Below are 23845 nucleotides of genomic sequence, written 5' to 3'. Positions count from 1 at the left end.
GTGGTGGTGGTGTTAGTCGATGTTGAGGCCGCAGGTGGCGCTGCCGGTGCCGTCTGCTTCGTTGGCGTGGTTGACGTGGTCGCCTTCTTCGAGGGAGTAGCCGGTGCCCTTGATGGCGCAGAATACCTCGGCTTCGGGGTCTTCGGCGGTGACGGAGACGCGGATTTGTGAGTCTGAGAGGTCTGCGAGGTTGTCGTAGGTGAGTTTGTAGAAGGCCTCGCCTTCGAATTCAGCCTGATTGCCGTCGAAGCTCATCTGGTCCTGGTAGACGGTGATGGTTGCGGGAACCTCTGCGCCGTTGTGTTCGGCAGTTACCTCGATGGTGATATCGTCGCGGCCGCCCCAGCCGTCAGTTGCTTCGATGCCCATGCCGGGTACGATGGTTTGCGCGCAGCCTGCAAGCAGGGCGGTCGCCGCAAGCGCGGATACTACGGTAACTTTTTTCTTTGCCATACATAAAAATATAGCGTCTTCACAGACTCTTAGGGCAATGCTACGCGCCGTTAGACGACAGTTTGTGGCTAAATGTCTGGCTGTAGGTGGCAGCAGCGGACATTGAGTGGGCGGGCACTCTCCGGTGTGGAGGGTGCCCGCCCGGGGTGTGGCGTCCTGGTAGTGTCCAGCTACTGAGCGTTGCCTAGCCGCTCGGGGTCGGTCGTGACCAGGATTTTGACGGCGGTTTCGTTGCGGTTAATGAGGGTATCGAAGCCTTCGTCGATGAGGTTTTCGAGAGCGATTTTGGCGGTGATAAAGGGCTTGAGGTTGATCTTGCCTGATTCGACCAGCTTGATGGTGTCGGGGTGGTTGTTGACGTAGGCGATGGTGCCGCGCAAATCAACTTCCTTGAGGACGAGTTTTTGCATGTCGAGCTGGGCGGGCTTGCCCCAGATGGAGACCACCACGATGACGCCCTGGGGCTTGATGGCATCAAAAAGGGTATCGAGGACGACGTTGACCGAGGTGCATTCGAAGGCGACGTCGGCGCCGCGGCCGTCGGTGAGTTTTTTGACTTCTTCAACGACGTCTACTTCGGCAGGTGAAAGAGCGTAGTCCGCTACCCCAGCATCGAGGGCCTTTTGGCGGCGGAGGCTGGAGAGTTCGCTCATGACGACGGTTGCGCCCTGGGCTTTGAGGACGGCTGCGGTGAGCAGGCCGATGGGTCCTGCGCCGCCGATGAGGGCGACGTCGCCGTCCTTGACTCCCCCGGCTCGTTCAACGGCGTGGTAGCCCACGGTGAGAGGTTCGATGAGGGCTGCTTCGTCGAGGGGGATGTCTTTGGAGATTTTGTGGACCCAGCGGCGCTTGACGGCGATCTTTTCGGCAAGGCCGCCGCCGCGCCCGGCGAGGCCGATGAAGTTCATGTCTTTGGAGAGGTGGTAGTCCTTGTTACCGGGGCCGGTTTCTACGTCGTCTCGTACGATGTAGGGTTCAACGACAACGTGGTCGCCTACCTCTAGGTCGGTGACGCCTTCGCCCAGGGCTTCTACGACACCGGAGAATTCGTGGCCCATGGTGACGGGTGCGGTTTCGCCGGAGATGGGGTGCGGGGTGCTGTGGGTGGGGCAGAAGATGGGGCCGTCGAGGTATTCGTGAAGATCGGTGCCGCAGATACCGCACCAGGCTACCTTGATGAGGACTTCGCCAGCGCCTGCGGTGGGTTCGTCGATATCTTCGATGCGGATGTCTTTGTTGTCGTAAAAGCGGGCTGCCTTCATGGGAGTCATCACCTGTTTCGATAAGAGGTCTCCCCCGCTACCTGGCTGAGCTGGTAGCGAGGTTTGGTCGTCTATGACCTCTTTCATCCTATCCCCACAGCACCTGCTTGTGGCACCGGTTACGCCATATTTCGACAGGTTGCAGGCATAGCCGCTCCTTAGGCCCTGCCCGTAATTAGGCCACCCTCGACGGTAAGTAGAGGCCGCGGGCGGCGCAGCTGCCCCAGTTGATGTGGAGGGTGGTCATGGTGGGTGGGTCTTTCGTTGGTTAGGAGTGGGCGGTGCAGGTGCCGTGGGTGTGGGCTGTGAATTCGTGGTGGTAGGTGGTGAGGGTGTTGGTGATGCTGGTGGACTCAAAGGTGTTGATAGCTGCGTTTGTCTCTGACAGGAGGCCCCGCACAGCTGCACTCGCTGCAGCCAGGTCTGCCTTACGATTGCTATCAACCAGAAGCTGGGCCGGGGAGGTCCAGACCTGCCAGTTCTCTGCCAGCACGACTAGGAGCCGCTACTGGTGGTGTGGGAGGTGGAACCGGCAAGGGCCTGCTGCACATAGGTGGTTGAGCTTGAAGAACTTGAACCGGTATCGGTGCTGCTCTCTGTCGCGCTGCTAGTTGAGCTGCCGGTATCGCTCGTGTCTGTGGTGGCATTCTGGCTTGCAGTTGCGGTTGCGCTGGGTGAGGCCTGCTCGGTCACGGGGCTAGTCACTGAAGTTGTTTCAGTACTCTTCAGGTCTCCATAGGTTTCTACAGCTACTACGGCAGCCCCCAGAGTAGAGGCGGCTACCAGGCCGGCACCTGCCAGGTTTCAGAAGAAAGCTTTGCCTCACCTGCTGGGCAGATGAGGCAAGGCTGACATAAGAAATAAGGTGTTCAGGTTAGAGCGGGTTATGCAGGGAGCGGCCGTTAGATTCAATGATCTGCCGGTACCAGTCAAAGGACTTCTTGCGGTAGCGTGCCAGGGTGCCTGAGCCGTCGTCGTTCCGGTCAACATAGATCACCCCGTAGCGCTTGGACATCTGGGCGGTGGACATCGACACCAGGTCAATGCAGCCCCACATGGTGTAACCCAGTAGGTTAACGCCGTCCGCCAGGGCCTGCTGCACCTGGAGTAGGTGTTCTCGCATGTAGTCGATGCGGTAGTCGTCCTCAACCGTGAACCCGTCCGCCCCACCTTCCACTAGCTGGTCCTTGGCGCCCAAGCCGTTTTCAACGATGAAGAGGGGCTTGCCCCAACGGTCCCAGAAGTCATTGAGCACCAGGCGCAGGCCTACCGGGTCAATCTGCCAGCCCCACTCTGAGGCCTTGAGGGTGGGGTTAGGCACTCCCCCGATGATATTGCCCTCACCGGTGTCTGCGGCCCCCGCAGTTTCGCACACCGACATGTAGTAGGAGAAGGAGACGAAATCAACCGTATGCAGCAAATCCTGGCGGTCCTGCTCGGTAATCTCAAGCTGCACCCCTAATTCCCGAAGCTTGCGGAGAAAGTAGCCGGGGTAGGTGCCCCGGCAGTGCACGTCGCCAAATACATAGTCATCGCGCGAGGCCACCTGGGCAGCCAGCACATCTGCCGGGTCGGGGGTCAGGGGGTAGCGGGGAACAGCCAGAATCATGCATCCCACCCGGTTTTGCCCGTCAATCTCATGGGCCAGGCGGGTGGCACGGGCTGAGGCGACCAGTTCGTGATGCACCGCCTGATAGAGCCGCTGCGGCCCGATCTCGTCAGGCCTTCCTTCAAGCCCCGAGAAGAAGGGAAAATGCAGCACGGAGTTAATCTCGTTGAAGGTAATCCAGTAGCGAACCCTGCCCGCAAAATGGGTCATCACAGAGCGGGCGTACCGCTCAAAGAAACCAATCAGCTGCCGGTTAGCCCACCCGCCGTATTCACGAGCCAGATGCAAAGGGGTCTCATAGTGGCTCAAGGTCACCAGCGGCTCAATCCCGTGGCGAAGCAGCTCGTCGATAACCCGATCATAGAAGGCCAGGCCCTCAGGGTTGGGCTCAGCCTCGTCCCCACGCGGGAAAATCCGTGACCAGGCAAAAGAAAGGCGGAAGACCTTAAAGCCAAGTTCAGCAAAGAGGGCGATATCGTCTGCATAACGGTGGTAAAAGTCGATGCCCTCAAGCTTAAGGTTATCGGGGGTCGGCTGGGCTGTGGGGGCGGACGCCAGCCCCCGCGGCAGCACGTCCTGCACGCTCAGCCCCTTGCCACCCTCAGCATAGGCACCCTCAATCTGGTTGGCGGCCGTTGCACCACCCCACAAAAATCCTTCAGGAAAACTCACCGGCGGCGTCCTTTCAATCTCTGTCTGCATCTTTTCCACCCTACACGTGGTGGTAGGGGCGGCCGGCGGCGATTTCACCGGCTCGATATATCTGCTCCGTGATGATTAAGCGCACTAGCTGGTGGGGGAAGACCAGATCAGAGAGGCTCCAGACGGTATTGGCGCGGGCCCGCACCGAATCGTCCACCCCGTAGGCCCCACCAATCACCAGCACTACCTTCTTAAAGCCCAGCTGGGCTTCCAGCAGGCGAGCCAGGGCAGGAGAGCTCAGCATCTTACCGCGCTCATCGAGCAGCACCAGGTAGTCATCACGATCGACCTTTTCAAGAATGCGGCGGGACTCCTCAGCCCGGGCAGCTTCTTCTGCCAGGGACGAGTGGGGCAAGTACTGCCAGGTAATATCCCAGGGTTTACGCAGACGGGTTTCGTAGCGGTCAATGCCGTCCTTGACCCACTTTTCGTGCTTCTTGCCGATGGCAATAATTTTGATGGTCATTGGTTCTCCTCGGTCAGGGGTGCGCGGGCTGTAAGAACGGTGAAGGTGGGGGTGCGTTCTAGTTGCCGTACCCGTTCAAAGCGCTCTTCAACCTGCGGCCGGTAGCGAGCGTGTGAGTTATGCACCAGGTAGAGCTGCCCACCGGGAGCGAGCAGGCGCAAGGCAGCGTCAAGCAGCGGGCCCACCAGGCTAAGGTCAACCGCGGTTCCGGTGTGAAAGGGCGGGTTGAGCATGACGATGTCGGCTACCCCCTGGGGCAGGCGAGAACCGGCGTCGTCCCAGCTCACCTGAACCCGGGCGTCCTGCCCCAGGTTAAGGGCAGCTGACCGGGCAGCGTCCACATCGAGGTCGGTAGCCCAGACCCGGGCAACCTCCACCCCGGCAGGCAGGTGCTCTAGAACCTCGAGGGTCACCGACCCGTTGCCGCACCCCAGATCTACCAGGGTCAGCGGGCGGGCAGGGGCATGCTTCGCCAGGGCAGTGAGGACGTTGGTGGCCAGCAATTGGCCGCCCCGGTCGGGCTTGCCACCTGAGAACACGCCACCGACAGCCTGTAGGGGCCCGGCGGGGCGAGGGGACTCAGATGCTGGGACCGGTGCTGTAGCGAACAGGCAGCGGTGCTTGCCCTTACCCCGCAGACCTCGCACCTGCCCGAAGCTGCGGCCCAGAGTCTGATTGAAGCTGGTACTCATGTGCTTGGTATTGCCACCCAGAATCAGGGTAGTCTCGCTCCCCTGCTCAGCCTGATACCGCGCTAAATCATGGGCGAGGTCGGCGAGCGCGGCGTGACTCTTGGGTAGGTGGCCCAGAGCGATGGCACCGTTGAAGCGGTGGGTGGCGAGAGCCTCATAGAGACTGAAAGTTGAGGAATCTACTTCCCCGTTTTGATCGAGCCCGGTCAGGGTAAGGCGGGCGGCGGCGTCCGGAGCGTTTTCTGTGAGGGTGCGGTGCAGGGTCAGGGCGTCTGTGTAGGAGCGTTGCCGGCTGATCACCCGGTGGTTGCCGGGAGCGGTGTGCGCTAGGGCCCAGAAGGTTAGGGCGCCGGTGGGGTCATCGAGGACGAGCACGTCCCCGGTAGTAGCACCGTCGGGGCCGGATGCGGCGGCGTCTGCGATGATAAGCCGGTCAAGGGCGGTTGCCGCGCCTGCGCTCAGTGAGTCGAGGGGCACGAGCTGGGTGAGGTGGTGGGTACTAGATGTGGGCACCCCTCTAGTATCTCACGGGCGGTAAGGAACCTAGGTGGGGCGGTGCGTCCACCGAGTGAGATAGCGGTCCGAATAGCGGCGACAGGGAGCCACACTCCAGACTTCTCTATCAGCCCGCTGATAAAATGCTGGGAGTAGGGCACCCAGGCCCTGCCCACACCACACACCTGAAACGAGTAGATTGACATGAGCGAACAGACGCCTTCCTCCTACCCCGCACCCAATTACAACACCAACCCCTACCAGCAGCAGGCACCCCAGACCGAGAAGACCAACACCCTAGCGATTCTCAGCCTCGTTTTTGGTTTCCTGGTGAACATCGTCGGTATCGTGCTTGGCTTTGTTGCCCTCAACCAGATTAAGCGAACCGGCGAGAAAGGCCGCGGCCTGGCCATTGCCGGTATCGTCGTGGGCTTCATCAGCCTGATCAGCGGCATCATCTTCGCGATTCTCATGATTGCTGGGCTCAACGAGGTTGCCAAGTCCGCAGCTGCCTACGAGTCATCGGCTGCCGCTGCAAGCTCGTCCTCTGCTAGCGCCCTGGCTGCCGAAGAGGTGAGTGAAGAGGCATCGGCAGCTGCCGACGAGGCGTCCGCCCTGGCCTCCGATGCGGCAACCACCGCTGCCCTTGACCCCGCCTCCCCCTACTGTGTTGCTCTCGATGAGTTCCTGGTCGCCTCTGATGGCATCCAGCAGGATGCCACCACCTTAGACGGTTACCTGGCTTCACTGACTAAGCTTCGTGACAACGCTCCTACCGAAGAGATGCGGGCTTCACTGACCACCGCTATCGATGCTGTCAATGCCTCTGATGCAGCTACCTTTGAGTCTGCCCTGAACGAGGTTGTGTTCGACCTGGGCCTGGACGCCGTCAACTGCGGCATCGAATAAACCCCGCCGCCCCCAACGACAAGGGGCCCCGCACCGGGAAGGTGCGGGGCCCCTTTGTGTTTTAGTCGGTCATCTTAATGGTTGCCTGCTGGGGTGCCACCAGGGGCATGGGCTCGTATTCAGCGCGCAGGGCTCGCAGGCGGGCCACGTGAGCGTGAAGGGCCTTATCTTCATCGGTAGTGGGCGTGAAGGGGCGGGCCGGTAGGGGCTGGCCATCGAGGTCGGTTGCCATGTAGGTCATGGCGGCGTGGATCGCCAGGGGTAGCTGGTCGTGGCGTTCCCTCGGATTACCGGCGCGCAGGTGCACCATCACACCCATGGACCGCGCATCGGTACGGACCAGGCGGGCGGTCACTTCCACCAGGTCCCCGATGTGCACCGGCTGGTAGAAGCGAATTCCACCGGCGTAAACAGCGACAGTGCGCTCGCCACTCCAGGCCATGGTGACACTGGTGGCCGCTTCGTCAATCCATTCCATGGCGGTGCCGCCGTGCACATTCCCGCCCCAGTTCACGTCGGTGGGCTTAGCCAAGAAGCGGTGGGTGACTTCGGGGGCGGTGGACGCGCTCGTGTAGGTCTGAGAAGTCATTTCGGCTTCAATGGCCTTGCGGAGTTCCACGCGAGAGAGCGCCGCCTGCTGCACCCGCTTCTCCTCGTCGGTCACGGGCACATAAGGAGTAACAGGGGTAGGTTTGCGGTCTTCGCCCATAGCAACGAAGATAACCAGGCAGTCGCAGGCGCGGGTGAAGTTGCCGTCCCTGGGGTCAGCGGAGAGCACTTCGTTGACGATATGCATGGTGGAGCGGCCGGTGTAGACAATGCGGGAGCGCACCTCGACCATGTGCCCCGAGGGGATGGGGCGGGTGAAGTGAATATGCCCCACATAGGCGGTGACGCAGTAGGTGCCCGACCAGCCGGCGGCGCAGGCGTAGGCGGCCTTATCGATCCATTCGAGGACCCGTCCGCCGTGTACGCCGCTTGCCCCTGCGATGAGTACGTCGGTGGGGGCTGCGAGAAAACGTAGGGTGATGGAGGGCTGTGGGTCTAGCTGGGTCATGGCGGGTTTCTTTCTGGTGCTGTGTGGTAATGGTGCGGACGTCGCCTGCCTACTGCCTGCTCTGGGCAAGTGGGGCGGTGGTGGCGTCCTTGCCACCGGGTGATGCCGTTATGTGATTGTTATATCGTACGGCATGCGCTGCGTTGTACCGAGCTGCGTCTCAGCCCTGAGAAAGGTGTCAACCATGGTTGACACCTTTTTCGTTGAGCAACTAAAGTTGACACCATGGAGCTCCCCCACGCAACCCAGCAGGCAGCAGACACCACAGACCCCCGGCGAGGCCTCCTTGCCATAGCTACCCTGCGCTCACTCACCGATAACCTAGAACACCAGCAGGTCGAAGCAGCCCTGCGGGCCGGCATGAGCTGGCAGGCAATAGCCGACTGCCTGGGGGCGAGCAGGCAGGCCGTTCACAAGAAGTATGCCAAACGCATTGATCCCAGCATTCCCCTTCCGCGCAGAAAGGTACCCTAGTAACCATGACTACCGCTACACGCTGGGCTGATTATCTTGCCCTGATCACCGCGGCGCGAACATCAGCATCCACCAGAGGCTCAACGCTCATTGATACCCAGGACCTCTTGATTGCCCTAACACTTGACCCGGGTGCCGTCGGAGCCACGCTGCGCAAGCAGGGGCTCACCCACCACAGGGTCGAAGCAGCCCTCTCATCGCTGGAGCATTCCCTGCTTGCTTCACTGGGTATCCACCAGGCACCAGCCCGTCATTCCCTCCCAGGCCTAGCCGACTTCACTTTCACCGACCGAGCTCAGAAGTTCTTGCACCAAAACCCCACCCCGCAGGCACTTGCCCTAGCACTCCTAGATGAACCCACCGGCGTCATCCAAGAAGTGGTGACCGCCTGCGGACTGACCGCCGAAACGATCCGTCAGAGCCTGAAAAAACTTGGCACTTCTACCCTTTCAGACGCACCCCAGGCACCAGCAGACGAGGCCGACCCCCGCCGCCTCAGCTCAACCCGCACGGTGTTTATCCCTGTTGAGATAGAAAAAGTCTGGGACCTCATCAAGGAACCGCAAGAGCTCGCACGCTGGGTTCCAGCAATTGACCTCGTTGAACCTAACCCCACAGACGGGGTCTGGCTGGGCTACACCACAGAACTTGACCAGGTGAAGAAGTTTGGGCGGGTTCACCAGGATTCCCTAACCCGCAGCATCCGGCAGACCAAGCTGTCCCAGAGTCAAAGCACCCACCGGGTTGCCTATGAGCTGGGCTTTCCCCACCAGCCGAAGTTCAACACCCAGCTCATTGAGGTCACTTTGAACCCCCAGGAGTCGGGAACTCTCGTTCAGGTCACCAGTGGGTGGTTGCGAGCGCCGGAAGCTAACCTGCCGAGGAACATTCGGTGGCTCCGCCGTCCGCTCGGTGCAACTCTGCGCCCTGTGACCCGCTGGGTCGCCACCATTCAGGCTGAATCCCTGGCAGGTCAGATCCGCAGCGCTGTCACCCAGCGTCACAATACTTGATATTGAAAGTTTCTTGTCGTTAGGCTGGTGTCAACACAGCTTCAAAGGAGAAGACTATGACCCGCATTAAACCAGCCCTCGCAACGGTTGCCGTCCTCGCCCTAGCTGCCTGTAGCTCACCCCTAGCAACTCCAGAGAGCACCGACTCACCAGTGCCCAGCAATGCCGCAGCACCCGTAGCAACGGGCGCTCCAAGCACTCCTAACTCAGCTTCTGGCACCCAGCTAGTTACCGCCACCAGCGACGATTTAGGGGATACCTCCCCCGAAACACCCGATAATCTCGCCCAGCAGCTAGCTGAGGGTGGGCTGGTGCTTGTTCACCGCTACACCGGGGCAACCCGGCCCGCTAGCCCAAGCGCAGCACCTGATGGTTTCATCGATGACGGTCAGCGCATCTCAGAAACCAGCATCGACCGCATGAACCAGCTGGGTGCCAAGTACCGCGAACTTGGTATTCCGGTATCGTCCGCGCTCTCCAGTGAGTACTACTTCGTCTACCAGCATGCCGACCAGGCGATGGACACCCCCGTTGAAGTCAACCGTGACCTAACCGGCTCCCTCTACTTCACCGACCAGCAGGAGCTCGAAGAATCCCTCCAGGGTCTGCGTAACCGCACCGTCACTCCCCCACCAGCAGGTACCAACACTGTGCTTTTTACCCACCAGGGTAAGTTTGACAAAGCCTACGGCTTTTATCCGGACGCCGGGTGGACGCTCATCTTCGCCCCCGACGGTAGTGGCACACCACGGCTGATAGCTAGCTTGTCGCTCGATGAATTCTTAGAACTCTAGTTTCTCGGGCACCCCAGGCTAGCCCGCTACCTACGGATGAACCAGACTAAGCTGGATACCAAAACCGCATTGGGATTGAAAGGTAAGAGCACCTATGCATCAGATGGTCCGTTCCGCAACCGTCATCGTTATCGGCGGCGGGCAGGCTGGTCTATCCGCTGGCTACCATCTAGCCCAGCGCGGTTACGCCAACGCCCTCACCCACCCCACAGCCCCACTGACCTATATCGTTTTCGATGCTGCCGAAGGTCCCGGCGGGGCCTGGCGCCACCGCTGGGAATCGCTCACCATGGCCACCGTCAACAACATCTTCGACCTCCCCGATTTCCCCCGCCCACAGGTAGAGCTCACCCAACCCAGCAAACAGACAATACCAGCCTATTTTGCCGACTTCGAGGCAACCCAACAGCTGGCTATCGCCCGGCCGGTAGACGTCCTTTCTGTCACCAGAATCAATGACCCGGCTACCCCCTTTGAACTGACCACCACCAACGGTATCTGGCAGGCGTCCGCGCTCATCAACGCAACCGGAACCTGGAATAACCCTATCTTGCCCGCCTACCCGGGGCAGGCGTCCTTTCGGGGACGGCAACTGCACACCCGCGACTACGTGAAACTTGAGGACTTCACCGGCCAGCGGGTAGGTATCGTGGGCGGCGGTATATCTGCCGTGCAGCAGCTGGAGGAAATCTCCCGGGTCGCAACCACCTTCTGGTACACCCGCCGCGAGCCCGTCTTCCGTAATACCGAGTTCAACACCGAATACGGCCGCGACGTGGTCGCCCGCGTCACCGCCGATGCTGAAGCAGGCCGCCCCACCGGGTCAGTGGTCAGCTACACCGGCCTGGGGTGGACGCTCTACGCCCGAGCCGCCAAAGCCCGCGGGGCCCTGAAGCGCCGCCCCATGTTCAGCAGAATCGACGCTACCGGTATCATCGAGGCAGACGGTAGTCATACCGACCTTGATACCATCCTGTGGGCCACCGGCTTCAAGCCGGCGCTCGCCCACCTTGACCCGCTAGGTCTTCGCAATGAGCTAGGAGCCATCCAGATGGACGGCACCCAGGTTGCCTCAGAGCCCCGCCTACACCTCATCGGATACGGGCCCAGCCAGTCCACGGTGGGAGCTAACCGGGCAGGCAGGATTGCGGTGCGCAAGCTGCACAGGCTGCTGACCCGCTAACGACTCCCGCTACCGATTTCGCGTAGCGGCCGGGTCAGAACCAGGGAGGGCACAAGAGCTAGAGCTGCAATACAGGCCAGGGTCGGGAAGGAGGTTGCCGCCATAATGAACCCCGAAGCCAGAGCCGCGGTTGCTGCGCCCAGGTTGGTCAGTGAGTCCAATCCGCCTGCGGCCCGGGTGCGGCTTTCAGTCGGCAGAGAGGCTGCAAAGAGGGCCGAGGCCGCCACAAAAGTTGCCGACCAGCCCACCCCCAGCAGAATCAGGCTTGCCACCATGGCAGGTGTGCTGTGAGGGGCAAGGGCACCTAAAGCAACAGCCAGAATTAGCAAGGTAGTACCGAGCAAAATCATGGTACGCTCCCCCAGCCGGTCGGCACCCAGCCCCATCAGGGGCGAGAGCCCGTACATGCCAAGGACGTGCAGACTGATGGTCAGACCGATGATCTCAATGCCTGAGCCCTGATGGTTCATGTGCACCGGGGTCATGGTCATCACCGATACCATGACCATGTGGGCCCCTAGCAGGCTGATAGCCGCGTACCGGGCCTGCCGGTTGCCCGCTATTTCGCGGGTAAAAGCACCGACTTTGGCTCCCAGGCTGGGTTTTTTCTGGCCGGACGCACCTATCCCCTGCCCCGCGGTAGACAAGCCAGGTGCGGCGTCCTTTTTATTACCCGGCAGGAGGACGAAAACCAACAGGGTTGCAACCCCTAGCGCAAGGGCGGCCAGGGCAAAGGCTGCACTGTAGAGGGTGGTACTCAAAGAGGAAGCGAGCGCAGCGGCCGGGGTGCCGATGTTAGGGCCAAGGACGGAGCCGATAGTGCCTACCCAGACGATGAAGCTGAGGGCTGAACCACGCTTGGCGTCAGAGGCGTGGTCGGTGGCGGCGAAGCGGGCTTGGAGGGCGGCGGCGGAACCGGCCCCCATAAGAAGCAGGCCGAGGGCAACTAGGATTATGCTGGTGCCAGAAGCCGCCCAGGCCAGGATAGTAGCCCCTAGAGTGGCGGTGGCCCAGCCGGTGGTGAGGGCGGTGCGGCGGCTGGTGCGGGCAGCAAGATGAGCAAGCGGTACGCCAAAGAGGGCCGCCCCGAAGGTGGAGGCGGTGCGGGCTATCCCTGCGAGCGCCTCGTTCTGGGTGACCTCGCTGGCTAGGAGTACCCCGATGGAGGGGGCTGCCCCTACCCCGATGGTTCCAAAGACCTGGGTGAGGGCAAGGGCCCAGAGGATGCGGCGCTGCTGGTGGGTATTCATGGCTACCAATTATAGGGGTGCCCCCGGGTAGACTGGGCTTATGTCTGAGCTCCTAGATTTTCTCGCCCAGGGTCAAGCGGAAAACCTGGTGCATCATCTTCAGCGTGTAGAGCTTGAAGAACGCATGCAGGTGTTGGCCCCGCTCAAGCCATTGGCTCAAGTCATGTTGAAGGGTGCACCGGAAGAAGTGTCCCAGCAATGGTACGGCCCGCTCACTGAGGAGCACCGTCACGCAGCTGAGGTTGTCGCGTTCCCTGATGTGAATTCTTTGCTGCGTAAGGTGCCTCTATCTCATCGGTTCATTGGGGAGTCGATACCAGAGCTTTTTCCGGATTCCCTGACACAGGTTTTTGAAGCCTGGAGCGGACTCTACATCAAGGCTCCTCAAAACTATGACAGAACGGCAGCAATTCTCCGAGCCGCCGAGTGGTTTAATGGGCGTTATGACGTATCTCTGCCAACGTCACGCGAGGCTGGCTTCGTTTTCTTAACCGGTCGTTTCCACTTGGGGTGGGTATATGACGTGCTAGTACAGAACCCGATGGAGTGCCGCCACATGGTTAGGGCAGTTTTCCTGGGGCCAAGTGTCAAGGGGCTTTCCTTGCGGCAGACCGATGAGAGCCGACTGCCGGTTCAAACCGTTCAGGGATTCCTGCTACCAGCACTATGTCAGGCAGAAATTCTCGACCGTTCCGAGGTCAGGAACTGGTGTGAGATTGCCTTAGAAAGCAAGGAGCATAGCGCTTTTGAAAAGGTATGGTTCCGGCAGGTTTTAGACGCACAAGAGGAGCTATGACCCTTACCCTTTGGCTTTCCCTTGTCGCTGCTTGCCTGGTGATTTCTTTGACTCCCGGTGCCGGTGCCGTCAACACTATGACGACCTCCCTGCTGTACGGATGGAGGAAAGCCTTCTTCACGGTCATGGGCCAGCAGCTGGCCCTGGTGGTGCAGATCGCTATTGTGGCCGCTGGCCTGGGTGTGGTGGTTGCTAATTCGCCGGTGCTTTTCGATGTGATTCGTTACGGCGGGGCGGCCTACCTGGTTTACCTGGGTCTGCGCATGATCCTTGCCCGCCCCCAAACCCCAGAGCAGGCCCGCGACGAGGCAGAAAGCGGGGCGGGTGCGTCAGCCCAGGCGGGGCAAGGACGTCGCACCCGCGTGAGTGGCCGCCTGGCCCCGGGTGCTCCCCTGGCTCTTTTTAATCGGGGCTTCTGGGTGAATATGTCCAACCCCAAGGCCATTGTTTTTATTCTGGCCTTCATGCCCCAGTTCGTGCGGCCAGACGCTCCGCAGCTGCCCCAATACCTGGTGCTCGCGGGCACTATGGTTGCCATAGACATAGTGGTCATGTGGGGCGGCTTTGCCGTGGTGGCCAAATCCCTGACCAAGCTGTCTCACTCAGAGCGAGGGCAGAGAATCCTCAACCGGGTCTTTGGGTCCCTCTTCATTCTGGTGGCTGCCCTCATGGTTTTTTCAGGGCACTAGGGTTCCCGACTGGGCATGGAGGGCATAGACTGGTTGTACGACAAAGGAGTATATTTGTATGACAACATCGACTGTAACTGTGCGAGTTGACGAAGCAACCAAGCGCGAAGCAGCCCGTATTGCAGAAGACTTTGGGTTAGACCTATCGTCCATCACCCGTGCCTTCTACCGCCAGGTAGTACGCGAGCAGCGCATACCGCTTACCCTGGAATACCCCCAGCCAAACGCAGAAACCCAAGAAGCCATCTCTGATTCACTAACGATGGAAAAGGAGGGCACCAGCAGATTTAAGAATGCCCAGGACATGTTTAATGACCTAGGAATCTAATCGTGCTTCTACCCGAATACACACCAGCTTTCGCACGAGATATTAAAAAGCTTCAGAAAAAACGGGTCAACCTTGAGCATCTGAAATCTGTCACTGAGCTAATTTTGGACAATTCACCGGATTCCATGGAAGAACTGCGGCGTCGCCACCGAATGCACACTTTGAAAGGCAACTGGGCAGGCGCAAAGGAATGCCACGTGGCAAATGCCGGTGACTGGCTATTAATCTGGAGAACAACCGAAACTCACGCATATTTCCTGCGAACAGGATCACACGACGACCTCTTTTGAGCCATCATGCCCTTTATGGGGCTACGAGTTTGAGCCACTGGCAGACCACCAGGTCTTTGGGAGTTACGGGCATGCCCTCATCTCCCTCTGACCAGAAACTCCGGTGGGCGCTCCACCACTCATCCCAGCTGTCAAAGCCTTCGCCCTCGGCCCGAACAAATTCGTCGGTAACATCGTGAGCTTCCACGAGTTCCAACCGGGTTGTTTCAAGTAGGCACACGGGCTGACCGGCTGAGTCAATCACCAGCTCGGTCTGTCCCACACCTGGCAGATCTTCGCCGGCTTCTAGGTAGTGCCTGTAAAGAGAAGAGGTTGCTGTTTTCTGCCCGTTCAGAAGCGCTTTCACCAGCTTATCCCTGAGAGTGTGACTTTGTCCGCTAAATGGCGTGACATCTTGATCGCTGTGTGGCGCCCTCAGAGTGTCCACTCGTGAGACGCGTCGCTGGTAGGGTGAACAGGTATGAAACCCACCTGTCTCACAAACGCATCAACGACAGACGGTGACACCGCTCTGGCAGGCCTTCTACTCAACTCCTTGCCGCTCAAGCGTCCCGTCTATGCCGCCTGTCTCGCCACAGTCGGCCCGGCAGGCACTCGCATCGCCACGATCGGGTGCGACCTGCAGAAAACGTTCCACATCGGTTCAATCAGCAAAGCCCTCAACGGCTTGATCTACACCGACATGGTGCAGACCAGGCTGATCTCACCGCACGACCGGCTCGAAGACTACCTCCCCCTGGCCGGAACAGCTGCCGGTGAAGCGACTTTGGAGTCCTGCCTGACCCACACCTCAGGACTGCCTGCCACCGGCGGGGGAATCCGCTCAGCAGCCCGAGCGCTCAGTGCTGTACTGACAGGTGGTGATCCACAACCCGAGAACCTCGCCGATCTGATGAACCAACTTCGCCGATCGCGTGTCCATCATGCCGGGCGCTTCAGCTACTCCAACCTCGCTGCCGCAGCATTGGGCCACGCGTTAGCGGCCGCCGACGGGGCGGACTACCCGACGCTGGTGCGAAACAGGCTGACGATACCGCTGGGGTGTTCACGCCTGCGCGCTCAGCAACCTGCACAGCGAAACCTCCCGCATGACCTCAACGCTGTCACCGTGTGGGGCACTGACCAACTGCCCTGGACCGGGCAAGGCTATGGACCGGCCGGAGGGATCAGGGGAAGCGCCCATGATTTCGCCACGGTCATGTCAACCCTTCTCGCCGATGACTGTGTCTACGAGGATGCTTTCCGAGTGCGCTTCACTGATGACACTAAATCTGTCGCGGCGGGGTGGTTTGTTGAAGACAGATCCGATCGACCCCTGGTGTGGCACAACGGTTACGCCTCCGGATTCGGCGCTCACATGGTGCTGGATCGCCAGCGCCGACGAGGGGCGTTCATCTCGGTGGTCAGCCCGTATCCCGACGCGGACATCGAGCCCGTCGCGATGACAATGCTGGATGCGGCGGTGTAAGCGACATCCTCTGTACGAGGCCACGACGACAGCAGGACGTTCTCGTCAGTGCCCGAGGACCAGGGTGCTGGCAGCAGCCTCAATGACATCGTCGGTGATGGTCTCCAACTCGTTGATCTTCAACACCCGCTTGATCTGGGGGAACAATCGCTCCACTACGCGGAAGTTGCCGCGGGTCAGTCGCTCGATCGCGGCGATGGCTTGCGCATCTGTGAAGTCCTCCGGGTCCAGTTCTCTACCTAGGCGCTTGTAGTGCCGGTTCAGCACGAACAGCAGCTCGTCTTTGCCCAGGGCACGGTAGCGATGAGAGAACCCAAGCCGGCTGAACAGCTGGGGGTAGTGCCGGAAGCGCTGGTCAATGCCGGGCATGCCGATGAACATGATCGCCACACCGTCACGATCATGGATGTCGCGCAGCATCTCCAGGGCGGTGGGAGGCAATCGTTCTGCCTCATCAATGATGATCAGTTGGGTGAGCTTCTCACCACTGGATCTGCGCATGTGGAGCCTGTCTCGCTGCCAGGTGGCCATCAGATGCTCCATGATGCAGGCATCGAGTTTTCCCCGGTAGAACTCGATGTCCTTGATCAACGTCCGGTACTTCGGTTGTACCTCAGGGGTGTAGAAGATGGTCCGGGTCCGATGGGCCGTCGCGTAGATGGCCAGGTCTGATTCACTGCGTGGCCCCCAGGCGTCGATGAACGTTCCCAGGGTGTCCCAGTGGGCGTACCGGGCGTACCGTCTGGCGGACTGTGTTTTGCCGACTCCTGCCTCGCCGTGGCAGATGCCGATGGTGGTGTCTTTGCGGATGGTGTTGGCGAACTCGACGAAGCGGCGGTGTTCTTTGGTGACGATGAAGTCGCGGCTCATGGTGACAGGTCCTCTTCGTAGGTCCGCAGGCGAGACGCACGGCCACGCAGACGTGGCGTTTCGGCGTTCACATCGGGGTTCACAGGGGCACGGTCTGTTGGGCGTGCCTCGTGGGTGGGGATGCGCTCGTTGATTTCGGCACGTAGTTGACGTCGTCGGCGTCGACGAGCGGCCTGGATATCTGGCAGGCTGTAGCGCTGGTTGGGGTGGTCTTCATCCACGGCGACGCACAGCAACGTGTCGTGGTCGTAGACCCGGATCTCGGAGAGATCCCTCGGGTCGTAGCGGATGGTGACGTCATGGCCGACAAAAGGTGCCAGGGTCGGACTGAGGTAGCGCTGTCCTTGGAAGTGGATGCCGTCTCGCTGCACCCGGCGGTGGGTGGAGACCCGCAGCAGGAGCCCGTCGAGTTCTTCCAGGTTCTCTGGCATCCTGGGAATCCATCCCCGTCCGATCCACGCGGCCTTCGGGCTGGTGTTGATTGAAGAATGCGTGCGTTGGTTATAGCTGCTGATGAACTCGCCGACAGCGGTATCCAGGCTTGTCAGGTCCAATACGGGGTGTGGGTTTCGGACGCCAGGGGCGAGGTGGCCGGGCAGGGTGGTGAGCAGTTCGGTGTTGACGGTGCTGAAGAACCGCTCGATCTTGCCGCGCCCCTGCGGACGGGCAATAGTTGAATGGATGATCCGGATCTTCAGCGCTGTCGTGGTGTATGTGATGTGGCCACTGGTGAAGTCGGAGCCGTGATCGACATAGAGGACGTCGGGAATACCGCACATCGCCCAAGTGGGGTCTGTTTTCCGCCAGATAGCTTGGCGCAGTGCCAGGGCGGTGTTCATCGCTGAGGGCGCGGTGGTGGTGACCATGTAGCCGCACACTGCCCGGGAGTAGTCGTCGATGATGATGGTGAGCCAGGGGCGAGTCGGCGTGCCGTCCGGGTTCTGGATGAGAATGTCGAGTTGGGTGTGATCGGCCTGCCAGATGGCGTTGGGGCGTTCAGCCCGGTGCCGGTAGACGAGTTCGTGTCGATCCCGGTAGGACGTCGGACCCTCCAGAGCGAGGGTGACCATCGCCGGGTCAAGCGCTTGGATGATGCCACGCACCGTGGCGTAGCTGGGTGGTTTCACCGATAGTTGCTGTGCTCGGGAGTTCACCAGGCGGTGCAGGGCGGCCATCGATGGACGTGGCCTGGTGAGCCCGAGGTGTTCTATGTAGGCGACCAGTTCCGCGGATATGCGATGTGCCCCGGCATCGGATCGTGTGGTGGTGCGCAGACCGTGGATTCCGTCGGCCCGGTAGCGGGCAGCCCACCGGGATAGAGTGCGGGTGCTGATGCCGGTGGACCGTGCCAGGTCGGTCAGGGTGATGCCGTCTTCGATGTGCAGGCGAAGGATCTCCCAGCGCTGCATCTCGTCCATCACCATCACCTCACGACCTGGTCATTGTGCCCGCATCAGGCGGGCAGTGCTGACTGTCGTCGTTTAGCACCCTGCAGATGCCGGTACAGTGTTGCCCTCGACCAGCCGACCATGCTCGCTGCGTCTTCGGCACTACGGCCTTTGGCTCTCTCCTCGGCGACGAGAGCGAGCTTGCGGTCGACCACCTCTGGATCCACAGGTGGTCGACCGAAGCGGGTGCCCTGGGCTTTCGCTGCGGCGATGCCGGCGTTGACGCGTTCGGTGATCAGTTCTCGTTCGTACTCAGCCAGAGTCCCCAGCATCCCGAGCATCAGCCGACCCGAGGACGTCTCCGGGTCGATGCCGTCAGAGACCGACTTAATCTTCACCTCTCGTTCGCGCAGCAGGTTCACCGTGTTGAGTACGTCGAGCAGGGATCGGCCCAGCCGGTCGATGCGCCACACCACCACCGTGTCACCGGGTTGGGCATAGGCGAGAAGTTTCTTCATTCCGGGACGCTCGATCGCATTCTTCGCCCCGGAGGTGACATCGCTGAAGACATCACGGTTCTGGACCCCGGCGGTGACCAAGGCGTCGTGTTGAAGTGTCGGATCCTGACCGACGGTGGATACCCGGGTGTAGCCCAACAGTCTCATACCCACCATCATGCCTCACTAAATCCCAGCATGGAAGAAGGCGGGACACTTTTCGGTGAGACAGGTTGGTAAGACATTTTTCGTGTTGGTTTCCGCAGGAGCCGCGGATTTTGAGATGCTCGTTGTGCGTGTCTTGTAAACCTTTAGCTTTATGAGGCGATCTCATCTCGAGCCGGGGTGCATACGCCGTTTATATGTTTTTGCGACAAAGGAAGATGTGTAGGGGTCACCACTTAAGGATTTGAATGATCTTCTCGGCAATACCGTCGGGCCGTAGGGTGTCGGTGGCGATTCGGTGAGCGGCGCTTGGAGATCGAGCGTCAAGGAATCGGGCAGCTCGTGCGCTCCTGTCGACGTGGTCTCTCAGGCTGTCACCTTGTTCGCGGCACCCTAGTCTCTCTTCCGTTGTCTTATCGGATGCTTGCAGCAACACGGAGGTTACTTCGGTATCTTTCCCCAGTGCCCGGACTAGCTTGTCTGCTTCCAGAACGCTGACGGTGTTGGTGTAGATCAGTCGGCGATACCCGTCGGCGGCGTAGTTGTTCCATATGGCCCTGAGGTTTCGCTCTGCCATCTGCTGTTTCCACGGTGCCGGATACGCGAGGTCGAGAGCATCGCCCTCGATGACGGCGTGCTGGACGCCACGTGCTGACAGTAGGCCATGGAGGGCGAAGGCCACGGTGGACTTTCCCACGCCGGACCGCCCTCCGATCAGGAGCATGTGCGGGTTGTTCATGGGCTCATGATGACATGTCCGGAGGTTGGAGGACTATCAACGGCTTGCTCATCGTCGAGGCGCTGGTCAACGGTTTCTCCGACTAGTGGCGTCATGATCTTCTCGTGTGTGGCAGCAGACCACTTCGAGTGAGGCAGAGGTATCGAAAGGTAGACTGCGCGCATGCAGCAGACTCAGCCACACGTCATATGGATCAATGGTACGTTCGGTTCAGGCAAGACAACGGCAGCGAAGTTGTTGGCACAGAAAGTTCCCGGTGCGGTGATCGTGGACCCTGAAGAGATCGGGGCTCTTTTGAGGCCTGTTCTTCAGCCGGTGGTGCCAGTCCAGGACTTCCAGGAGTGGCCCGCGTGGAGGAAACTTGTGGCGTCTACGCTTAACGCTATCCTCCGGGAGTTGCCGGAAGACAGCCCTATGATCATCGTTGTGCCTCAGACTGTGACGGTGGAGGACTATTGGTCGGAGATTACTTCAGACTTTGATCCATCAATCCGACTCACGCCTGTGGTACTGAACATCGACCCGGTAGAACACCGACGCCGCGCAGAAGAAGACACCGAAGAGCCTAATGCTCTGCAATGGCGGCTGAACAATTTCCCAGTCTTTCAACAGTCGGCATGGCTCCAACGCGCGTTTACCGACATCGACGTTTCCTCGTTAACCCAAGAACAGACGGTCGCAGCTATCAGGGCGGTGGCGTTCCCTCCCGACCGTGAAGCCGTGTGAGGGGCAGGGCACGATCGGATACAAAATCTCATGCCCCTTTGTGTAACGCGACCCCGTTTAAGATGACAGCTTTCGGTGCGATGTCGGGCCTGCACGCCACAGAGCGATCGCAGAACCACGCCACAGAGCGATCGCAGAACCACGCCATTTATCGATCACATTCACACCCTGAGAGGCCCAGGCTCCCCGTACTCCCCCACCGTATCTGCATCGGGCAGACTAAAGCCTTCCCGGCTATGCTCAGGCAGGTCAGCTAACCAGGCCAGGGCACGCTCCATCACCAGGCTAGTCAGCTCCAGTGAATAAGTTGGCCAGGTCGAATCGGTGAAGAGGTGCTCAGCTCCCTCGTAGAAATCGCAGCTGGCTGTAGCTGACGACGTGGTGTAGGCGAGGGCTGCCGGAGCGTCCTCAGCAAACCAGGTATCAGCGCCACCGCCATGAATCGCTACCGGAAAGGAAACCGGCAGGATACCGGGCAGGTAGGTAGGGTCAACGAAGCCCTCCAGGGCGAGCAGGCCCTGGGCGCGGGCGTCCGTCTGGGCCAGGGTCTGGGCGACCATCGCCCCCAGAGACACCCCTGCTACCACAAAGGGGCCGGTGAGTGCCGCTACGGAAGCCTGCGCCCGGGCCAGGAGCTTTTCATGAGTAAGCTGCTGGTAATGGGTCATGCCTTCTTCGATGGTGGTGAAGCGGTGCCCGTCGTACAGGTCAGGGGTAAAAACCAGGTGCCCGGCAGCCTCCAGGCGGTGAGCGAGCGCGCGGACGCCGTCCGTCAGCCCCGCTGCGTGATGGAAAAGGACGATGGTGGTCATAGCCTTCTTTCTTCCCTGACCTGTGTACTTGGGTCAGCTCGTTTGGTTATACGTTACTGTATAGAAGCCCCACCCCTTTACACTGGGATAAACCGCCCTAATCAAGCTAGAGGAGTTATTGTGGCCCGTATCGGTCTTATTCTTGGGTCTACCCGTCCTACCCGCATTACCGTCGGTTGAGAGAACCACACCTACGAAATCATTGACCTAGCAGAGCAGAACCTACCTCACTTCGATGAGCCAGCCTCCCCTAAGTCGGGGGCTCCTTACCAGCACCAGCACACCCGCGATTGGTCTGAGCTGGTTTCTGGCTTTGACGGTTTTGTGGTGGCCTTGCCCGAGTACAACGGGGGTGTGCCTGCCGTGCTGAAGAACGCTATGGACTATCTCTTTGCCGAGTGGGAGGGCAAGCCGGTTGCGGTGGTGTCCTACGGTTTTGGGGCCGGGTTGAAGTCGGCGGCCCAGTTTGAGTCAGCCTGCCCCAACTACGGCCTGGTGCTGGTGCCAGCTGCCGTCAATATCAAGCTAAGCCGGGCCATGTAAGACTCCGAGGGCAAGATAGCTGATGCCGCCACCGCCTTTGCCGACTACGAGCAGGGCCTGCCTGCTCTGGATGCGGCTTTGAGTGAGGCTCTACAGTAAGCCCAGGTGAGAGGTTAGGACCGCAAGATTTTTTCGAGCGGACGGCCCTTGGCGACCTCGTCAACGAGTTTGTCGAGGTAGCGAATCTGCTGCATGAGGGGGTCTTCAATTTCCTGCACCTTATAGCCGCAGATGGAGCCGGTTATCAGGTGCGCGGCGGGGTTGAGCTGAGCTGAGGCGAAAAAGTCACGGAAGGACGTCCGCTCCTCAAGGTGGCGGGCCAGGTCAGCCGGGCTGTAACCCGTCAGCCAGCAGGTAACGGTCTCTACCAGGGCGGTGTCCTGGCCCTTGCGCTCTACCTTGGCCAGGTAGTGGGGCCATACTTCAGCTAGGGGCATGTCAAAGATTTTGTGGGTCATGATCCCAAGCTTAGTGCCCTGCCCCCCACCTGCGGTAAACCTGTACAGTAGGTAGCGGTGATAAACCCTTTGCTGTCTATCTTCCATTCACTCTGAAAGGCCCCATGCGACCAGATTCTAAGCCCACCCCTCGGGCGCTCTTCCGTATTTTTGCTACCGCTGAGATGATTACCTGGGCCCTGTTGATTACGGCCCTGATTCTGCGGGCTACCGACGTAACCAACCTTGTGCCCATTGCCGGTGGTATTCACGGGTTTGTTTTTCTGAGCTACTGCGTGGTGACTGTCTTTACCTGGGTAAACCAGCAGTGGAAGGCTCCCGTGGGCATCGCCGGTCTGCTCCTGTCGGTGATTCCCTTTGCGACTGTTCCCTTTGAGCTTTTCCTCGATAAGCGGGGTCTACTGTGCGGGGGCTGGCGTCTGGCACCAGGCGGGGCGGCGCCGTCCGGCCTGCTGGAGAAAGCCCAGGCCTGGGTCCTGGCCAAGCCCGCCCTGGCCAGCGCCCTGTTGCTTGCCTTCGTGGTTCTGCTCTTTGTGGTGCTCCTGCTGGCGGGCCCGCCCGTGCCCAAGAACTAGCAACTACTTTCGCCTAACGAAACGCCCTCAACCCTTTCAATAAGAGTTGAGGGCGTTTATCAAATAGAGGAGGCGGTGCAGAGACCGAGGCCTCTGCACCCTATATTCCTAGTCCTCGTTATCTAGCAGCTTCAGAAGCTTCTCGACGATGCCCAATAGGCTATCGACAATCGCTACCAGCGCAGCTAGAATCAGAACTAGGTTCAGAAGTGTCGTTACCACTTCTAAACCTCCTCTATTTGATTTTTGAACGTACCGGGCAGATTTGCCCGGTACGTTTTTATCTTAACAGCATCATGCCGCCTCAAATAGACCTAAGTGGTTGATGCTGAATCACCCTTTTACCCTTGGTTCGCATTAGGCTACGTTGCCTATATGACGCACTTTTGCGTACCACCAATCTTTGAATGTGCTTGTACTACCTACTTGCGATGGAGAACTTTGAACAGGTACAGGGGTAGGTGTCCTCCATAAACATGCGGAAACAACTCGGAACTAGGATTAGAAGGGTCTGCTGGTTCCCATCGAACAGTGAACCCAGCAGACTCTAATTTACGGGGGTCGATTTCAAGGACGAGAATATCTGGCCTGTCACCATAGATGAAGTCTGAAACTCGCTTTACCTGATCCATATCCGCGCAAGCATGCAAGAATCCCTGCTCGTTGATACTCACTCCACGCGTCGAATGAACCCACACCTTAAGTTTCTGCGCTTGTTCCCATTCTTCGGGCAAAGCTATGTGATAAATCGTCACTGAAGTTCCTCCTAGACACGTACACTACCTGTTTTCAAATACCAGCGCCTCTAACCTGAATTGGCCACTTACAGATTCAAATGAGCTTCCAAAGGCTCCTCTAGATCCCAAACATTATTTCTCTATAAGCCTATTTAGTCGCCAATACAATCCACAGATACTGTTCTTATAAGTTCTGCTTGGGCTTATGAGTCGGGTGCTAGTCCGGTCTCCTCCGGGGCCAAGAGCACCTGAAACGAAGCAATAGAGGCTTATTCAAAAGTAGACACGCACCCCACACCCACCAACTAGACAACGGCCCCACCCGCGACAAAAATATGAGCGTTAAATCTCTACAAATAACCTCAAGCCATACCGGACAAGACCGTTGCTACACCAGCGTACAAC

29 protein-coding genes and 1 pseudogene are annotated in these 23845 nt (G+C 59.6%); 13 read left to right on the top strand and 17 right to left on the bottom strand.

The window, feature by feature from the left end:
• Nucleotides 1-12 precede the first annotated feature (12 nt).
• The 7 genes from ACED88_RS10175 to ACED88_RS10145 form a co-directional block, all read right to left on the bottom strand.
• Nucleotides 13-453, bottom strand: a complete 441-nt coding sequence (locus tag ACED88_RS10175; RefSeq protein WP_449109522.1) for a hypothetical protein — start codon at nt 451-453, stop codon at nt 13-15.
• A gap of 170 nt (nt 454-623) precedes the next feature.
• Nucleotides 624-1715, bottom strand: coding sequence for a 2,3-butanediol dehydrogenase (locus tag ACED88_RS10170; RefSeq protein ID WP_449109521.1), 1092 nt, complete (start codon nt 1713-1715; stop codon nt 624-626).
• Nucleotides 1716-1983: 268 nt separating this feature from the next.
• Complete coding sequence (locus ACED88_RS10165; protein WP_237193927.1) at nt 1984-2208, bottom strand: hypothetical protein; 225 nt, start codon at nt 2206-2208, stop codon at nt 1984-1986.
• Between the two features lie 2 nt (nt 2209-2210).
• Entirely contained in the window at nt 2211-2420 is a 210-nt protein-coding gene (locus tag ACED88_RS10160; protein ID WP_237193929.1) for a hypothetical protein, read from the bottom strand.
• 169 nt (nt 2421-2589) lie between these two features.
• Nucleotides 2590-4026 (bottom strand): glycoside hydrolase family 1 protein, encoded by a 1437-nt coding sequence (locus ACED88_RS10155; RefSeq protein WP_449109520.1) that lies wholly within the window; start codon nt 4024-4026, stop codon nt 2590-2592.
• Nucleotides 4027-4036: 10 nt separating this feature from the next.
• Nucleotides 4037-4492, bottom strand: coding sequence for a 23S rRNA (pseudouridine(1915)-N(3))-methyltransferase RlmH (locus tag ACED88_RS10150; RefSeq protein ID WP_237193935.1), 456 nt, complete (start codon nt 4490-4492; stop codon nt 4037-4039).
• A complete protein-coding gene (locus ACED88_RS10145; protein ID WP_449109519.1) occupies nt 4489-5697 on the bottom strand; it encodes a class I SAM-dependent methyltransferase in 1209 nt (402 codons plus the stop codon). Before ACED88_RS10145 ends, ACED88_RS10150 begins: the two co-directional genes overlap by 4 nt.
• Before the next feature lie 186 nt (nt 5698-5883).
• Between ACED88_RS10145 and ACED88_RS10140 the strand changes: the two genes are divergently transcribed.
• Nucleotides 5884-6588: a DUF4190 domain-containing protein gene (locus tag ACED88_RS10140; protein ID WP_449109518.1), complete on the top strand. Its 705-nt coding sequence runs from the start codon at nt 5884-5886 to the stop codon at nt 6586-6588.
• Nucleotides 6589-6649: 61 nt separating this feature from the next.
• On the opposite strand, the gene ACED88_RS10135 is transcribed toward ACED88_RS10140, so the two are convergent.
• Nucleotides 6650-7645, bottom strand: coding sequence for an acyl-CoA thioesterase (locus ACED88_RS10135; protein WP_449109517.1), 996 nt, complete (start codon nt 7643-7645; stop codon nt 6650-6652).
• Between the two features lie 225 nt (nt 7646-7870).
• Here ACED88_RS10135 and ACED88_RS10130 point away from each other — a divergent pair, with 225 nt between their 5' ends.
• From ACED88_RS10130 to ACED88_RS10115, 4 genes are all read left to right on the top strand, one after another.
• Nucleotides 7871-8119 carry a hypothetical protein gene (locus ACED88_RS10130; protein ID WP_449109516.1) on the top strand — a complete coding sequence of 83 codons (249 nt, stop codon included), beginning with the start codon at nt 7871-7873 and terminating at the stop codon, nt 8117-8119.
• A gap of 5 nt (nt 8120-8124) precedes the next feature.
• Nucleotides 8125-9132, top strand: coding sequence for a Clp protease N-terminal domain-containing protein (locus tag ACED88_RS10125; RefSeq protein WP_449109515.1), 1008 nt, complete (start codon nt 8125-8127; stop codon nt 9130-9132).
• Nucleotides 9133-9188: 56 nt separating this feature from the next.
• Nucleotides 9189-9926 (top strand): hypothetical protein, encoded by a 738-nt coding sequence (locus tag ACED88_RS10120; RefSeq protein ID WP_449109514.1) that lies wholly within the window; start codon nt 9189-9191, stop codon nt 9924-9926.
• A 94-nt stretch (nt 9927-10020) separates the two neighbouring features.
• Complete coding sequence (locus ACED88_RS10115; RefSeq protein WP_449109513.1) at nt 10021-11109, top strand: NAD(P)-binding domain-containing protein; 1089 nt, start codon at nt 10021-10023, stop codon at nt 11107-11109.
• Here the strand turns inward: ACED88_RS10115 and ACED88_RS10110 are convergent.
• On the bottom strand, nt 11106-12359 hold the full coding sequence (locus ACED88_RS10110; RefSeq protein WP_449109512.1) for an MFS transporter: 1254 nt from the start codon (nt 12357-12359) through the stop codon (nt 11106-11108). The two genes, ACED88_RS10115 and ACED88_RS10110, sit on opposite strands and share 4 nt — an antisense overlap.
• 40 nt (nt 12360-12399) lie before the next feature.
• Here ACED88_RS10110 and ACED88_RS10105 point away from each other — a divergent pair, with 40 nt between their 5' ends.
• The 4 genes from ACED88_RS10105 to ACED88_RS10090 are packed head-to-tail and all read left to right on the top strand — an operon-like array spanning nt 12400 to nt 14462.
• Entirely contained in the window at nt 12400-13155 is a 756-nt protein-coding gene (locus ACED88_RS10105; protein ID WP_449109511.1) for a hypothetical protein, read from the top strand.
• Nucleotides 13152-13844, top strand: a complete 693-nt coding sequence (locus ACED88_RS10100; protein WP_449109510.1) for a LysE family transporter — start codon at nt 13152-13154, stop codon at nt 13842-13844. The genes ACED88_RS10105 and ACED88_RS10100 overlap by 4 nt, the downstream gene beginning before the upstream one ends.
• 58 nt (nt 13845-13902) lie before the next feature.
• Entirely contained in the window at nt 13903-14172 is a 270-nt protein-coding gene (locus tag ACED88_RS10095; RefSeq protein WP_237186177.1) for a type II toxin-antitoxin system RelB/DinJ family antitoxin, read from the top strand.
• 2 nt (nt 14173-14174) lie between these two features.
• Nucleotides 14175-14462, top strand: a complete 288-nt coding sequence (locus ACED88_RS10090; RefSeq protein WP_449109509.1) for a type II toxin-antitoxin system RelE/ParE family toxin — start codon at nt 14175-14177, stop codon at nt 14460-14462.
• A gap of 13 nt (nt 14463-14475) precedes the next feature.
• On the opposite strand, the gene ACED88_RS10085 is transcribed toward ACED88_RS10090, so the two are convergent.
• The gene (locus tag ACED88_RS10085; protein ID WP_449109508.1) at nt 14476-14889 is read right to left on the bottom strand and encodes an ASCH domain-containing protein; all 414 of its coding nucleotides are present in this window, start codon (nt 14887-14889) and stop codon (nt 14476-14478) included.
• Between the two features lie 33 nt (nt 14890-14922).
• Between ACED88_RS10085 and ACED88_RS10080 the strand changes: the two genes are divergently transcribed.
• Entirely contained in the window at nt 14923-15930 is a 1008-nt protein-coding gene (locus tag ACED88_RS10080) for a serine hydrolase domain-containing protein (RefSeq protein WP_449109507.1), read from the top strand.
• A 45-nt stretch (nt 15931-15975) separates the two neighbouring features.
• Here ACED88_RS10080 and ACED88_RS10075 read toward each other — a convergent pair whose 3' ends face one another.
• The 4 genes from ACED88_RS10075 to ACED88_RS10060 form a co-directional block, all read right to left on the bottom strand.
• Nucleotides 15976-16800 (bottom strand): AAA family ATPase, encoded by an 825-nt coding sequence (locus ACED88_RS10075; RefSeq protein ID WP_449109506.1) that lies wholly within the window; start codon nt 16798-16800, stop codon nt 15976-15978.
• Nucleotides 16797-18218 carry a Mu transposase C-terminal domain-containing protein gene (locus ACED88_RS10070; protein ID WP_449107089.1) on the bottom strand — a complete coding sequence of 474 codons (1422 nt, stop codon included), beginning with the start codon at nt 18216-18218 and terminating at the stop codon, nt 16797-16799. Before ACED88_RS10070 ends, ACED88_RS10075 begins: the two co-directional genes overlap by 4 nt.
• A 35-nt stretch (nt 18219-18253) precedes the next feature.
• Nucleotides 18254-18853: a recombinase family protein gene (locus ACED88_RS10065; RefSeq protein WP_449109530.1), complete on the bottom strand. Its 600-nt coding sequence runs from the start codon at nt 18851-18853 to the stop codon at nt 18254-18256.
• A 226-nt stretch (nt 18854-19079) separates the two neighbouring features.
• The gene (locus ACED88_RS10060; RefSeq protein ID WP_449109505.1) at nt 19080-19574 is read right to left on the bottom strand and encodes an adenylyl-sulfate kinase; all 495 of its coding nucleotides are present in this window, start codon (nt 19572-19574) and stop codon (nt 19080-19082) included.
• Between the two features lie 177 nt (nt 19575-19751).
• On the opposite strand from ACED88_RS10060, the gene ACED88_RS10055 reads away from it, so the two are divergent.
• A complete protein-coding gene (locus ACED88_RS10055; RefSeq protein ID WP_185174883.1) occupies nt 19752-20315 on the top strand; it encodes a hypothetical protein in 564 nt (187 codons plus the stop codon).
• A 161-nt stretch (nt 20316-20476) separates the two neighbouring features.
• Here the strand turns inward: ACED88_RS10055 and ACED88_RS10050 are convergent, their stop codons facing one another.
• The gene (locus ACED88_RS10050) at nt 20477-21127 is read right to left on the bottom strand and encodes a dienelactone hydrolase family protein (RefSeq protein WP_449109504.1); all 651 of its coding nucleotides are present in this window, start codon (nt 21125-21127) and stop codon (nt 20477-20479) included.
• Between the two features lie 195 nt (nt 21128-21322).
• Between ACED88_RS10050 and ACED88_RS10045 the strand changes: the two are divergent.
• A pseudogene (locus ACED88_RS10045) lies at nt 21323-21670 on the top strand (NADPH-dependent FMN reductase); the annotation flags it as partial.
• A 113-nt stretch (nt 21671-21783) separates the two neighbouring features.
• On the opposite strand, the gene ACED88_RS10040 reads toward ACED88_RS10045, so the two are convergent.
• The gene (locus ACED88_RS10040) at nt 21784-22128 is read right to left on the bottom strand and encodes a DUF2200 domain-containing protein (protein ID WP_237201324.1); all 345 of its coding nucleotides are present in this window, start codon (nt 22126-22128) and stop codon (nt 21784-21786) included.
• 104 nt (nt 22129-22232) lie between these two features.
• On the opposite strand from ACED88_RS10040, the gene ACED88_RS10035 reads away from it, so the two are divergent.
• Nucleotides 22233-22703, top strand: a complete 471-nt coding sequence (locus ACED88_RS10035; RefSeq protein ID WP_449109503.1) for a DUF3817 domain-containing protein — start codon at nt 22233-22235, stop codon at nt 22701-22703.
• Between the two features lie 422 nt (nt 22704-23125).
• Here ACED88_RS10035 and ACED88_RS10030 read toward each other — a convergent pair whose 3' ends face one another.
• The gene (locus ACED88_RS10030; RefSeq protein WP_423817086.1) at nt 23126-23458 is read right to left on the bottom strand and encodes a DUF952 domain-containing protein; all 333 of its coding nucleotides are present in this window, start codon (nt 23456-23458) and stop codon (nt 23126-23128) included.
• Nucleotides 23459-23845: the final 387 nt, after the last annotated feature.

This window comes from Rothia sp. 11273D007AR, from assembly GCF_053547255.1.
This window is presented reverse-complemented; position numbering and strand designations above follow the sequence as displayed.

Excerpts from the sequence above, each read along its gene's own strand:
- ACED88_RS10175 (WP_449109522.1), bottom strand. The coding sequence starts at position 453 with ATGGCAAAGAAAAAAGTTACCGTAGTATCCGCGCTTGCGGCGACCGCC.
- ACED88_RS10170 (WP_449109521.1), bottom strand. The coding sequence starts at position 1,715 with ATGAAGGCAGCCCGCTTTTACGACAACAAAGACATCCGCATCGAAGAT.
- ACED88_RS10155 (WP_449109520.1), bottom strand. The coding sequence starts at position 4,026 with ATGCAGACAGAGATTGAAAGGACGCCGCCGGTGAGTTTTCCTGAAGGA.
- ACED88_RS10150 (WP_237193935.1), bottom strand. The coding sequence starts at position 4,492 with ATGACCATCAAAATTATTGCCATCGGCAAGAAGCACGAAAAGTGGGTC.
- ACED88_RS10140 (WP_449109518.1), top strand. The coding sequence starts at position 5,884 with ATGAGCGAACAGACGCCTTCCTCCTACCCCGCACCCAATTACAACACC.
- ACED88_RS10135 (WP_449109517.1), bottom strand. The coding sequence starts at position 7,645 with ATGACCCAGCTAGACCCACAGCCCTCCATCACCCTACGTTTTCTCGCA.
- ACED88_RS10130 (WP_449109516.1), top strand. The coding sequence starts at position 7,871 with ATGGAGCTCCCCCACGCAACCCAGCAGGCAGCAGACACCACAGACCCC.
- ACED88_RS10125 (WP_449109515.1), top strand. The coding sequence starts at position 8,125 with ATGACTACCGCTACACGCTGGGCTGATTATCTTGCCCTGATCACCGCG.
- ACED88_RS10120 (WP_449109514.1), top strand. The coding sequence starts at position 9,189 with ATGACCCGCATTAAACCAGCCCTCGCAACGGTTGCCGTCCTCGCCCTA.
- ACED88_RS10115 (WP_449109513.1), top strand. The coding sequence starts at position 10,021 with ATGCATCAGATGGTCCGTTCCGCAACCGTCATCGTTATCGGCGGCGGG.
- ACED88_RS10110 (WP_449109512.1), bottom strand. The coding sequence starts at position 12,359 with ATGAATACCCACCAGCAGCGCCGCATCCTCTGGGCCCTTGCCCTCACC.
- ACED88_RS10105 (WP_449109511.1), top strand. The coding sequence starts at position 12,400 with ATGTCTGAGCTCCTAGATTTTCTCGCCCAGGGTCAAGCGGAAAACCTG.
- ACED88_RS10100 (WP_449109510.1), top strand. The coding sequence starts at position 13,152 with ATGACCCTTACCCTTTGGCTTTCCCTTGTCGCTGCTTGCCTGGTGATT.
- ACED88_RS10095 (WP_237186177.1), top strand. The coding sequence starts at position 13,903 with ATGACAACATCGACTGTAACTGTGCGAGTTGACGAAGCAACCAAGCGC.
- ACED88_RS10080 (WP_449109507.1), top strand. The coding sequence starts at position 14,923 with ATGAAACCCACCTGTCTCACAAACGCATCAACGACAGACGGTGACACC.
- ACED88_RS10075 (WP_449109506.1), bottom strand. The coding sequence starts at position 16,800 with ATGAGCCGCGACTTCATCGTCACCAAAGAACACCGCCGCTTCGTCGAG.
- ACED88_RS10070 (WP_449107089.1), bottom strand. The coding sequence starts at position 18,218 with ATGGACGAGATGCAGCGCTGGGAGATCCTTCGCCTGCACATCGAAGAC.
- ACED88_RS10065 (WP_449109530.1), bottom strand. The coding sequence starts at position 18,853 with ATGAGACTGTTGGGCTACACCCGGGTATCCACCGTCGGTCAGGATCCG.
- ACED88_RS10060 (WP_449109505.1), bottom strand. The coding sequence starts at position 19,574 with ATGCTCCTGATCGGAGGGCGGTCCGGCGTGGGAAAGTCCACCGTGGCC.
- ACED88_RS10055 (WP_185174883.1), top strand. The coding sequence starts at position 19,752 with ATGCAGCAGACTCAGCCACACGTCATATGGATCAATGGTACGTTCGGT.
- ACED88_RS10050 (WP_449109504.1), bottom strand. The coding sequence starts at position 21,127 with ATGACCACCATCGTCCTTTTCCATCACGCAGCGGGGCTGACGGACGGC.
- ACED88_RS10040 (WP_237201324.1), bottom strand. The coding sequence starts at position 22,128 with ATGACCCACAAAATCTTTGACATGCCCCTAGCTGAAGTATGGCCCCAC.
- ACED88_RS10035 (WP_449109503.1), top strand. The coding sequence starts at position 22,233 with ATGCGACCAGATTCTAAGCCCACCCCTCGGGCGCTCTTCCGTATTTTT.